This is a genomic window from Pedobacter sp. GW821-FHT01D05, assembly GCF_059422505.1.
The window spans coordinates 927,380-939,363 of sequence record NZ_JBWKXA010000002.1; the positions used below are offsets into that span (position 1 = coordinate 927,380).

Annotated in this window: 13 protein-coding genes and 1 pseudogene; 2 read left to right on the top strand and 12 right to left on the bottom strand. The window is 38.1% G+C overall.

From position 1 onward, the window contains the following. Nucleotides 1–76: 76 nt before the first annotated feature. The 11 genes from AC07VK_RS12055 to AC07VK_RS12105 form a co-directional block, all read right to left on the bottom strand. Nucleotides 77–754, bottom strand: a complete 678-nt coding sequence (locus AC07VK_RS12055; protein WP_492954894.1) for a response regulator transcription factor — start codon at nucleotides 752–754, stop codon at nucleotides 77–79. Nucleotides 755–788: 34 nt separating this feature from the next. Continuing rightward, a complete protein-coding gene (locus AC07VK_RS12060; protein ID WP_492960632.1) occupies nucleotides 789–1,988 on the bottom strand; it encodes an aspartate aminotransferase family protein in 1,200 nt (399 codons plus the stop codon). Nucleotides 1,989–2,058: 70 nt separating this feature from the next. Beyond that, nucleotides 2,059–2,499: a hypothetical protein gene (locus AC07VK_RS12065; RefSeq protein ID WP_477585859.1), complete on the bottom strand. Its 441-nt coding sequence runs from the start codon at nucleotides 2,497–2,499 to the stop codon at nucleotides 2,059–2,061. A gap of 7 nt (nucleotides 2,500–2,506) precedes the next feature. Next, nucleotides 2,507–3,163 carry a hypothetical protein gene (locus AC07VK_RS12070; RefSeq protein ID WP_492960634.1) on the bottom strand — a complete coding sequence of 219 codons (657 nt, stop codon included), beginning with the start codon at nucleotides 3,161–3,163 and terminating at the stop codon, nucleotides 2,507–2,509. A gap of 33 nt (nucleotides 3,164–3,196) precedes the next feature. Next, nucleotides 3,197–3,757, bottom strand: coding sequence for an RNA polymerase sigma factor (locus tag AC07VK_RS12075; RefSeq protein ID WP_025145705.1), 561 nt, complete (start codon nucleotides 3,755–3,757; stop codon nucleotides 3,197–3,199). Nucleotides 3,758–3,848: 91 nt separating this feature from the next. Beyond that, complete coding sequence (locus AC07VK_RS12080) at nucleotides 3,849–4,805, bottom strand: transketolase family protein (protein WP_057932755.1); 957 nt, start codon at nucleotides 4,803–4,805, stop codon at nucleotides 3,849–3,851. 88 nt (nucleotides 4,806–4,893) lie between these two features. After that, nucleotides 4,894–5,739, bottom strand: a complete 846-nt coding sequence (locus AC07VK_RS12085; RefSeq protein ID WP_492954897.1) for a transketolase — start codon at nucleotides 5,737–5,739, stop codon at nucleotides 4,894–4,896. A gap of 57 nt (nucleotides 5,740–5,796) precedes the next feature. Beyond that, nucleotides 5,797–6,261 (bottom strand): thioredoxin-dependent thiol peroxidase, encoded by a 465-nt coding sequence (gene bcp / locus AC07VK_RS12090; RefSeq protein ID WP_029274070.1) that lies wholly within the window; start codon nucleotides 6,259–6,261, stop codon nucleotides 5,797–5,799. Between the two features lie 180 nt (nucleotides 6,262–6,441). Next, nucleotides 6,442–8,175 carry a M23 family metallopeptidase gene (locus AC07VK_RS12095; RefSeq protein ID WP_492960636.1) on the bottom strand — a complete coding sequence of 578 codons (1,734 nt, stop codon included), beginning with the start codon at nucleotides 8,173–8,175 and terminating at the stop codon, nucleotides 6,442–6,444. A 3-nt stretch (nucleotides 8,176–8,178) separates the two neighbouring features. Then, nucleotides 8,179–8,790 (bottom strand): fumarylacetoacetate hydrolase family protein, encoded by a 612-nt coding sequence (locus AC07VK_RS12100; RefSeq protein ID WP_492960638.1) that lies wholly within the window; start codon nucleotides 8,788–8,790, stop codon nucleotides 8,179–8,181. A 75-nt stretch (nucleotides 8,791–8,865) separates the two neighbouring features. Next, nucleotides 8,866–9,396 (bottom strand): T9SS type A sorting domain-containing protein, encoded by a 531-nt coding sequence (locus AC07VK_RS12105; RefSeq protein ID WP_492954900.1) that lies wholly within the window; start codon nucleotides 9,394–9,396, stop codon nucleotides 8,866–8,868. Between the two features lie 180 nt (nucleotides 9,397–9,576). Between AC07VK_RS12105 and AC07VK_RS12110 the strand changes: the two genes are divergently transcribed. Both AC07VK_RS12110 and AC07VK_RS12115 read left to right on the top strand, forming a co-directional pair. Continuing rightward, on the top strand, nucleotides 9,577–11,535 hold the full coding sequence (locus tag AC07VK_RS12110) for a KUP/HAK/KT family potassium transporter (protein WP_492960640.1): 1,959 nt from the start codon (nucleotides 9,577–9,579) through the stop codon (nucleotides 11,533–11,535). Nucleotides 11,536–11,538: 3 nt separating this feature from the next. After that, entirely contained in the window at nucleotides 11,539–11,691 is a 153-nt protein-coding gene (locus tag AC07VK_RS12115) for a hypothetical protein (RefSeq protein ID WP_492960642.1), read from the top strand. Between the two features lie 39 nt (nucleotides 11,692–11,730). Here AC07VK_RS12115 and AC07VK_RS12120 read toward each other — a convergent pair. Further along, a pseudogene (locus AC07VK_RS12120) lies at nucleotides 11,731–11,984 on the bottom strand (hypothetical protein); the annotation flags it as partial.

Sequence of the window (11,984 nt, forward strand, 5' to 3'; positions counted from 1 at the left end):
TGGTTCATTGGTTCAATTGGGTTCATTGATAGATCGAATCTTAACTTCTGACTCCGGACCTTCGACTCCCGACGCTCTAACAATTAATCCTGTAGCCAATACTCCTTACGGTTTCGAACCAATCCGTTGGACTCACCGCTGCGAGTTTTTTTCGCAGGTTTTTAACATGGACATCAACAAAGTTAGAATCAGAATTGACTTCTAAAATATCGCCCCAAACGTGTTCAGTTAAACTCATTCTCGATACTACGCGGTTTTTGTTCAATACCAGATAGTTGAATATTTCGAATTCCTTTTTGGTTAGATTTAATCTCTCATCACCAAATGAAACGGTCCTATTCTGAATATTGAGCAAAAAATCATGAATGTTTACCTCATTTTTCTCCAACTTGTGTTTTCTACGGGTAATGGCATGCATACGCGCTAAAAGTTCATTTAACGAAAATGGTTTGGGTAAATAATCATCTGCACCTTCATCAAGACCTTTAATCCGGTCATCAACGGCACTACGGGCGGTTAAGATAATTACAGCATCATCACGATCTTTCATGGCTTTCAACTGTTTCAAAATATCGAAGCCATCGCCATCGGGCAAACCCAGGTCTAATAAAATAAAATCATAATTGTTTACAAATATTTTTTCTTCCGCAGAAGATTTTTTCCAGGCATGCTCTACAATAAATCCTTCTTTGCTCAAGAATTCATCCATTTCAAGCGCCAGGCTTTTTTCATCTTCAACTATGAGTACGTTCATTTTAATTTAGTTAATGTTCTTTAGTCTTTCAGCTTTATGATTTAGTCTCTAAAACTAAGTTAATATTTTTTAAGATGATCGTACAAGCTTCTTCAATTTCTTCTTTGGTTATAATTAAAGGAGGGGCAATGCGCATAGAATTGCTGCAATGTAAAAACCAGTCTGATAATACACCGTCTAAAATGCAGGCATCAATGATTTTTTTATTGATCTCGAAATTTTCAAATTCAGCCGCCAACATTAAACCTTTTCCCCTAATTTCTTTAATGGCAGGATGTTGAAGGAGCTGTTTAAACAATTGCCCTTTTTCTTCTACTTCATCAACAATATGATCATCAACTAAAGTACGTAAGGTAGCCAATCCGGCAGCACAGCAAACCGGATGCCCCCCAAAAGTAGTCATGTGACCCAAAATTGGGGTATGCGATAAAACTGACATAATTTTCAGCGAGCTGATAAAAGCGCCAATTGGCATTCCACCACCAATTCCTTTCGCCAGGAGCAGCACATCGGGCACAACATTATAATGCTCAAAGGCAAACATTTTACCGCTACGGCCAAAACCAGATTGTATTTCGTCGAAGATTAACAATGTTCCGGTTTCTGTACATTTTGCCCGTAAAGCCTGCATATAGCTTAAATCTGCCACCCGGATTCCGGCTTCACCTTGTATCGGCTCAATAAAAACAGCGGCAATTTCTGAAGTGATTTTTTCGAGATCAGCAACGTTGTTATGTTCAATAAAGCTTACGTGGGGCAGGAAAGGACCGTAGCCAGAAGAATAGAAATCACTTTCCATTAAACTTTCTGCACCTTGTGTGCTGCCGTGGTAAGCATTTTTGCAGGCAATAAATCCTTTACGGCCAGTATAACGTTTCGCCAGTTTCATGGCGCCTTCTACCGCTTCAGTTCCTGAATTTAAAAAGTAGGTGCAGCTTAAGCTGTCGGGCAGGATATCGGCAAGGGCTTTGGCAAAATTTACCTGAGGCGTTTGCACATATTCGCCATAAACCATCAGGTGCATATAGGTTTCCGCCTGCTCTTGAATGGCCTTCACCACCGCAGGATGGCAATGACCAACATTACTCACGCCGATACCGGCAATAAGATCGATGTGTTTTTTGTTTTGCGCATCGTAAATGTAGATTCCTTTTGCCCTTACAAATTCGAGCATAAGCGGCTCTGGAGAGGTTTGTGCATTGTGTTGTAAAAACAACTGACGTTGGGTAAGCATGGTGCAAAAGTACGGAAATGAAAGAGTGCTTTAAAACAAAAAAGACCTACATTACTGTAAGTCTTTTTCTTTATTGCCTTTGGCCGCCTTTAAATCTATTGAGTAACTCGCGTTTAAAACCTTCCTGCGCCCGGTAAAACTTTCCAACAATTTTTATCGGCAATACCGCTTTAAGTTTGTTGTAATATTTTTTATCGAGATTAAGGTCTTTTTGCTTGAAGTCGAATTCGCTGGTAATTAAACTTTGCACCTGCGCATCGGTTAGATTATCTATCTCAGTTGTTTTTCTGAAAGAGATCATTTTCTGCATGCGTTCTTTGCGCAAGGCATTTTGTTCTGCCTGCATGTCGTTATAAATCGGCCAGAAAATCTTAGCCTCTTCTGGCGATAAATCCAGTTTTTGAGTGAAAAAAGCTATTTTAAGTGATTCTATTTCTTCTCCCTTTGGCTTTTGTGCCAACAGGGTTGTGGGTAATAAAAACATTAAAGCAACAAAAAGTAAATTCTTCATTTCTGTATTAATTATTTAGTTCCTGAGATAAATCACTTGACGAGAAATTACTCAAGATGTAGTTTTCCATTTCTGTATCTGACGCAGAAGTAGTTTTTATATTAGATGATGTAGTATTTTGCGTTTCTAAATGATCGATGATCGTACTTTCGTCAATATCATATAATAGTTGTTCGTTTATTGCTTCTGCAGATTGTGTTTGCTGAACAGCACTAGTTGAGCCATTCTGGTAAAAATAAACACCAAACGAAGCCATTAATAAGAAACAGGCCGCGCTTGCGTATTTAACAATGTTGCGCCTCCATAAAGGAATAACTTTGGCCTCCCTTTTAGGCTCCGATGCTGCAATCGTATCGGTAATTCTATGCTGCAGCGTATCGAAATAATTTTCAGGTACTGCAAAGGCCTGTTCTGCTTTAGGCAATTCGGACAGCGAAATTTGGGTTTGAATGCGTTCCGTTAGATGTTCAAAATAATGCTGCGGAACTTCAAAATTATTTTCACTGGTTTTCTGTTTCAATCCATCTAAAAAGACAGCAGAAAAAATGTCCTCATCACAATTTTCGAAATATCCATCAGGAACGGAGAAAGGATTGCGTTTCCCCATTGCCGCAAGTGCAGGGGCTTCGTTTATCCAATCGTTATTTTCTATATTTTCGTTCATCACAGATATATGATACAATTAAAGTGAAAAGGTTTAATAGTCTATTTCATCATTTGTAATAAAAGCTTCAATTTTTTTTGCAGCGATGTGAAATGATGCTTTTAAAGCGCCTACAGAGGTACCTAACACTTCCGAAATCTCTTCATATTTCATATCGTCGAAATATTTCATGTTGAAGATAATCCGTTGTTTTTCAGGCAGGGTAAGGATTGCTTTTTGCAGTTTAAGCTCAAGTTTATCGCCGTTAAAATAAGATGAGGCAACCAAGTTATCGGCAAGCTCGGATGATACTTCGTCTAAAGGTGTATTGTTCCGCTGTTTTTGCTTGTTTAAGAAAGTGATGGATTCGTTGGTCGCGATACGGTAAATCCAGGTATAAAGTTGAGAATCGCTCCTAAATTTATCGAGGTTTTTCCAAACTTTAACAAATACTTCTTGTAAAAGATCGTCGCAATCATCGTGGTTTAAAACCAGCCTACGGATGTGCCAGTATATTTTTTGCTGGTATTTTTTTAGCAACAGGTTAAAGGCTTCATTACGCGTGCGCTCGACAGCGAACATGGCGAGAATTTCCGAATCTTCAACTTGTTTCATTTATGATAATTACAAAACCACAAAGACACTAAGTACACAAAGGTTTGGTTATACTTAGTGTTCTTGGTGTCTTTGTGGTTAAATTTAAAATCTATTTTTTTCTGCCAATTACTTTTTGAACAGCTTCAACAATGTTTACGGCATCTAAGCCATATTTAGACATTAATTGATCTGGTGTTCCGCTTTCGCCAAAAGTATCGTTAGTGGCTACAAACTCTTGTGGCGTTGGTAATTCGGTAGTTAGCAAACGTGCAACACTTTCACCTAAACCACCAAATTTGTTATGTTCTTCGCAGGTAACCACACAACCAGTTTTTTTAACTGATTTTAAGATGGCTTCGTCATCTAATGGTTTAATAGTATGGATATTAATAATTTCAGCATCGATGCCCAATTCAGCTAATTTTTCACCAGCTTCGATTGCTTTCCAAACCATATGGCCTGTAGCGATAATGGTAACATCTGTTCCTTCATTAACCATCCATGCTTTACCGATCTCAAATTTTTGATCTGGATCTGTAAATACAGGGATAACCGGACGGCCAAAACGTAAATAAACCGGACCTTCGTATTCTGCAATGGCTATAGTTGCGGCTTTAGTCTGGTTGTAATCGCAAGGGTTGATTACTACCATGCCTGGCAACATTTTCATTAAACCTATATCTTCTAAAATTTGGTGGGTTGCACCATCTTCGCCTAAGGTTAAACCTGCGTGTGATGCACAGATTTTAACGTTTTTATTAGAATAAGCTACTGATTGACGGATCTGGTCGTAAACACGGCCTGTAGAAAAGTTGGCAAAAGTACCTGTGAAAGGAATTTTACCGCCAATAGTCATTCCTGCTGCAATACCGATCATGTTTGCTTCTGCAATACCAACCTGTGTAAAACGCTCAGGAAAATCTTTAATAAAAGCATCCATTTTAAGCGATCCAACTAAATCGGCACATAAGGCAACCACATTTTCGTTTTTCTTTCCAGCCTCATGTAGGCCAGCTCCAAAACCCGAACGTGTATCTTTTTTTTCTGTATATGTATATTTTTTCATTATTTCTTAGATATGAGATGTGAGATTTTAGATGTGAGATTCAGCGACAATTTGTCTCAAATCTCATATCTATTGTCTCAAATCTAGTTTAATAGTCCCCTAAAGTTTCTGGTAATTGCGCTAACGCTGCGGCCAACTGCTCATCATTAGGTGCTGTACCATGCCATTTATGTGTGCCCATCATGTAATCTACACCAGCACCCATCTGCGTACTCATTAAATTTAAGATTGGTTTACCTTTCCCGGTTAGTGTTTTAGCATAATGTAAGCCTTCAACAATTGCTTGCATATCGTTACCGTCGGTATTGATTACATGCCAGCCAAAAGCTTCGAATTTAGCTTGTAAATCATCTAAGGCAAGAACTTTACTTGTAGGACCATCAATTTGCTGTCCGTTATAATCAACAGATGCAATTAAATGATCTACTTTATTAAAAGGAGCGAACATTGCTGCTTCCCAGTTTTGGCCTTCCTGTAATTCTCCATCACCCAATAAGGCGAAGATGAGAGATTTATCGCCATTTAGCCTTTTAGCCAACGCTGCACCAATGGCAACCGATAAGCCTTGGCCTAAAGATCCTGAAGCAATACGTATACCTGGTAAATGCTCATGGGTAGTGGGATGGCCTTGTAACCTAGAATCTAGTTTACGGAAAGTTGCCAGTTCACTTTTATCGAAATAACCAGCATGAGCTAATGTACTGTACCATACCGGAGAAATGTGTCCGTTCGAAAGGAAGAAAAGATCTTCGCCAGCACCTTCCATTGTGAAGTCTGTTTTGTGGTTCAATACTTCAAAATATAAAGCTGTAAAAAAATCTGTGCAACCAAGCGAAGCGCCTGGGTGACCTGATTGACATCCGTGAACCATTCTTACGATATCTCTTCTAATTTGAGAGGCAATATCTTCTAGCTCTTTAATTGTATGTTTCATTAAAATAAGAGGTTGTTGTTACATAGCAAAGGTAATATTTTACCCGCTATATCATAATTAGTTATTAATTAAATCGAGTACTTGTTGCGTTGAGTTTTTGGTGTCAACTTTTTTGATGATATGGGTGATTTTTCCATCGCCATCTATAATGAAAGTGGTGCGTACCGTACCCATATATTTTTTGCCGTACATGTTTTTTTCTGCCCAAACACCATAGTCGTTTACAATTTTCTGATCGGTATCGGCAAGCAGGGTAAAAGGTAAGTTATGCTTGGTAACAAACTTCTGGTGCGATTTTTCATCATCAACACTAACGCCTAAAACCACAATGCCTTTTGCTTGTAAGCCCTGATAGTTATCCCTGAAATCGCAAGCCTCGGCGGTACAGCCTGGTGTATCATCTTTAGGGTAGAAATACAGAACAACCGTTTTGCCCTGATAATCGCTTAAAGAAACTTCAATGCCGTTTTGATCCTTTGATGTAATTGCCGGTGCCTGATCACCTTCTTTTAACGCTGCCATATGTATAATGATTGAATTTTGAATGTTATAATGATTGAATGCTTAATAGTGCATGCAATTTAAACAGTTTAACTTATTATACTGTTCAATTTATGTTAAAAGAAAACATTTCTTGGTCTAAATTGTGAAAAATTGATATTAATATGGTCATGAAATCCAATAATGCTATACATCTTGTCCCTATCTAAAAAATGTTACCGTGTATTTTCGGGTGTTCTCCTTCATGTCCACTACTATCAGTTCCAATGTATGCTTTCCGGGAGCTGTTCTTTCGTCAAAACTATGCCAAAGCGTTGCTGTTTTGGTGTCAAATTCCATTAATGCCCATTTGCCGTCGATAAAGCCATTAAAACTTTTTATCCCTGATAAATTATCACTGATCCTGAAAAATATTTTAGATAAACCGGCCATGTTTTTCCCTTCGGCAATATTTACAGGTACTATCCTTGGCGCAAGGGTATCAGTAGCAATATAAAAACTGCCGAAGTTTTTTGGCGTAGCCTTAACATAGCCATTCTCGAAAAACCCGCCCTGGGATGAACCGTTGCTGTTTACAATTAGGGCTTTGCTTCTTAAGTTTTCCGGAAGATTATCAGCCTTGATCGAGATATCGAAACCAATATGCAAGGGCGTGTACTTATTGTGAATCTGATGTACAGCCGACCATGCATTTCCCGTTGGTTTAGGCAACTTTTTATAAGTGAAATTTAAATCGCCGTACAATGTTCGCAGCGGGAAAACCACTTTAATATCATCGGTATTAAACTCATTTACCCTATTGTATGGATAAATTATACCAGCGGGAATAACTGGTACTGCAATAGGCGCTGAACCGGCATTTACAGTAAAAGGCAGAACAGAAGAGTTACCTTTCGAATCGGTTATAATGTAGCGTAACTGATGCGAAGCACCATCGTTGAAATTAATTCTACCACTATTGACTAAACTACTGTAAATTTTTAAAGGATTACCGGGTTCAACAAAACTTTTCTGAATACTTCTTTTGGTATTTAAATAAGTTGGGTAATCGATGTGCGAGTTGATGGCCTTACTGTCTTCAAACGCAAAGCGTTCGAGGGCAGAAGTATATATTTTCTTGCCGTCAACCTCCAGTTGGATCGAATATACCCCGTTGGTGCCCGATAAACCATTATGCCGATCGGTTACCACGATGCCAAAACCAACCTCACCAGTTAAGCTGATAGGGGCAGTGGTTTTATAATTGCCGTTTGCTCCACTAATGCCGATGGCTTGTTTAGGTGTATTTTCGTTAAAGGTTTTGCCATTTAAACGGTATACATACAAACCATGAATAACAGGCGGAATGTTATCGGGTATAATGATTCCGAAAAATTGCGGGTTTATGGTCTCTTCTGTTTTGGTATCTCTGATTTCGAAATGCAGATGCGGACCGCCAGAACTACCACGGTTACCAGACCAGGCAATAATCTCGCCTTTATGTACCGGAATTAATGTGGCATCGGGAAACTCATCAATCTCAAATGATTTTTTTTCGTATTCAAGGTTTTTAACAATGCTTGCAATCTTGGGCGCAAACCGTTGAAGGTGGCCGTATACGGTAGTGAAACCATTAGGATGATTGATGTACAGTGCCTGTCCGAAGCCACTGTTCTGAACTCTTAACCTCGAAATATATCCATCTGCAACGGCATAAACAGGGTAGCCCTCGCGCTGATTGGTCCTGAAATCAATTCCGGAATGGAAGTGATTACCGCGGATTTCGCCAAAAGAGCCCGCAAGGGCAGGAGGATTAATATCCAAAGGTTGTCTGAAATCTGTAATCGGGTATTTATTCGTACTGTAAATCTGTTGCGCCTGAACAAAAGTTGAAGCAAATAAAAGGCAGATCGAAACTAAAAATTTTAACTTGTACTGGATCGGGTTTATAATCATTCGTTACTTTACATCAAAATTTAAAAGTTGCTTGCCTTCTAACCAGGCTTCCAGTTTATCGCCTTTATTTATTTTTCCGACACCCTGCGGTGTTCCGGTAAAAATTAAATCGCCTTTTTTTAAAGTAATATATTGAGAAACAAAGCTGATTATCTTCTCGAACGAGAATAACAAATCTTTAGTATGGCCTACCTGGCGGCTTTCGCCATTTACCTTCAACTCGAAATTTAGGTTGTAAAGATCCTCAAAATCACTTTTAGGATGAAAGGTGCTGATGGGGGCCGAGTTATCAAAAGCTTTGGCAAGTTCCCAGGGCAATCCTTTTTCTTTATGTTTGGCCTGGATATCACGGGCGGTAAAATCGATACCTAATCCCACTTCATCATAATAGTTAGCGGCAAATTTTTCTGCGATGTGTTTTCCTTCTTTACAGATTTTTAATACTACTTCTAATTCGTAATGTACATCATCAGAAAAATCAGGTAGGTAAAAAGGCTTATTGTCTTTTAAAACAGCTGTATCGGGTTTCAGAAAAATTACGGGTGTGGTTGGAACCGGATTGTTCAGTTCTTTTGCATGTTCGGCATAATTTCGGCCAATGGCGATGATCTTCATTCTTAAGAATATGAAATATGATAAAATAGACGGGAATTAAATCCACATCAATCAAAAATAGAAAAGAAAATGGTGTTATAAAACTGAGATCCGTTTTACCTGGCTTTCGGAACCGGCAATAACCCTTAAAAAGTAAATACCAGGATTAATCCTGCTTGGAATAACGAAACTTTTGGTCTGTTCACCGGCATTTAAGCGTTCATTTGAAAGTGTTGCCACTTCATTTCCCAATAAATCGATGATTTTGATCGTAGTCTGCGTGCCATCTTTTCCGATAGATAAGATAATATTTAATTGATCTTCTACAGGATTTGGATATATTTTTACGATGGTTAACAATTTATCTTTTGCTACAACCGTTGTATTTTTTGGAGTTGTGGAGTAAGCATTGAACATTCCAGAGCCACTAACTGTCATATAAAGTGGTTTGTAAGGTGTAATGTTGGCTTTAATTTCAGGAATTCTGCTTACTTTTTTTGTTCTGTTTTTTAAGCTAATGCGAATACTATCAGCTTGTTGCGCCCAAGAATTTACGCCGCACAGTAAAACGATGCATAATGTGCATGCAAGTTTTGTGAGGAACGTTATCTTAGCGTAGAGTTTCATCAAATTGGTATAGCAAATGTATTAATTTAAAACAAAGAAATTAAACATTTTGTTTAAAACCCATAATTTAACACAATTTAACAATAAAATTTAAATTTCATAGTGTTAAAAATACACAATAATTTGGTTGTTAAATTGTTATAGTTAGTTTACTTTTGCCGCACTAAAATAATCAACGAAGTGTCAAATCATAAAAATGTCAACGCGTTAACCGCCGGCGGGGTTCTAATTAGTTTAGGAATTGTGTTCGGTGACATTGGTACATCCCCATTATATACCTTAAATGCAATTTTTACAACCATTTTAGGCGGTAAACAGGATATAAACCCCACAAATGTTCTTGGGGTATTATCCTGCATTATTTGGACGCTAACACTACAAACCACCATTAAGTATGTTATTATTACCCTAAGGGCCGATAACAAAGGTGAGGGTGGTATTTTCTCTTTATTCTCGTTGGTTCGGAAAAAGGCGAAGTGGCTGGTGGTTCCGGCTGTGGTAGGCGGTTGTGCATTACTGGCAGATGGAATTATTACCCCCAGTATTACCGTAACATCGGCAATTGAGGGTTTAACCAGTAAGTTCGATGTGCGGGTTATCCCTATTGTATTAAGCATTTTAACGGTTCTATTTATTATCCAGCAGTTTGGAACCAATTTGGTCGGAAAGCTTTTTGGGCCGGTAATGTTTGTTTGGTTTGCTGTTTTGGGTATATTGGGTATGTCTTTTATTGTTAAAGATCTCACTATCCTAAAGGCATTTAACCCTTATTATGCCATTCATTTACTGGTTACCAATAAACTAGCGTTTTTAATTCTGGGCGGCGTATTTTTATGTACAACAGGAGCTGAGGCTTTATATTCCGACTTAGGCCACTGCGGTAGAAATAACATCAGAATCAGTTGGATTTTTGTGAAATTAACGCTTATTCTAAACTATTTAGGGCAAGGCGTTTGGATTTTGCAGAACAGTGGAAGTTATGTCCCAGGTGCAAAAATGAATCCGTTTTTCCAGATCGTTCCAGATCAGTTTCAAATTCCGATGGTTATACTGGCCACGATGGCGGCAGTAATTGCCAGTCAGGCTTTAATTAGTGGTTCTTTTACCCTAATTGCTGAGGCGGTACGTTTAAACCTTTGGCCTAAAATTAAAATTGTTTACCCATCGGTTTCTAAAGGCCAGTTATATGTTCCCTCTATTAACTGGATGTTATGGATTGGTTGCTGTGGTATTGTACTGTTGTTCCAAAAGGCAGAAAAAATGGATGCGGCCTATGGCTTATCGATCACCATAGCCATGTTAATGACCACCATTCTGGTTAGCTTTTACTTGAGAAGCAGACGTTTTCCGAAATATTTAGTTGCGATATTCTTTTTTACCTATGTAATTATTGAAGGCACATTTTTGATCAGTAATTTAACCAAATTCTTGCATGGTGGTTGGGTAACCGTATTAATCGGTTCGTTATTGTTTACAGTGATGTGGAGTTGGTTTGTAGCCCGCAAAATCAAAAACCGCTTTGTTAAATATGTCGAAATTGAAGATTATTATGAGATTTTAACTGAACTGAGCGGAGATGAATCAGTTCCGAAATACTCGTCTCAGCTGGTTTATTTAACCAGTGCGAACTTTAAAACGGAGATCGAATCGAAAATTATTTATTCCATTATACAAAAGGAACCAAAACGTGCTGATGTGTACTGGTTAGTGCACGTTGATGTAATGGACGAGCCTTATACCTTAGATTATAAAGTTGAGTTCCTGATCCCAGGAAAACTAATCAGGATTGATTTTAGATTAGGTTTCAGGATTGAGCAACGTGTAAATTTATTGTATCGTAAAGTAGTTGAAGAGCTCGTGAAAAATGGAGAAATCGACATTACCAGTCAATACACTTCATTAAACAAACATAAAATTGCAGGCGATTTCAGGTTTGTTCTTTTAGAAAAACATTTATCTAAGTTTACCAAATTGAGTTTCTATGAAAGACAGATTATGGATTATTACTTTATCCTTAAAAAATTAAGCTTATCAGAAGAGCGGAGTTTTGGCCTGGATAGCAGTTATGTTGATGTAGAGAAAGTGCCGTTAATTTTCGTTACTCCAGATGATATTGAATTAAATAGATTACCGGTTTAATTAATGAGAACTGCGATTCTAATATTGGCAATGAGTTTGTTTATAGCCGGGCCTGTAGCCAAGCTATACCATCTCGATCATGCCAATAACTATATGATTGCATCTGGATTGGGGCTGGTGATGATTACTGCACTAGCCTTTATAAAGAAGAAATAAACAATTCCTCTTTCTGTTAAAGAAAGGGGATTTTTTGTTTTATAGATGGAATTTGTCTTCATCCCACTTAGTGGGATTATTTATAATATAGTTCGAGATGTTATTGTATGCGCTTTCATCGCGAATAATGTGTTCATAGTAGTTCCTTTGCCATAGCTTTCCCATTGTTTTGTTTTGCGATTTAAATAATTGCAGGCACGCATTAGAAACTATTGATTTATATGCGCCAACAATATCGGGAATTGTCGGGGCGCCCCTTGCGGTCGCCCTGTTTAATGTATCTTCTTCTTGGG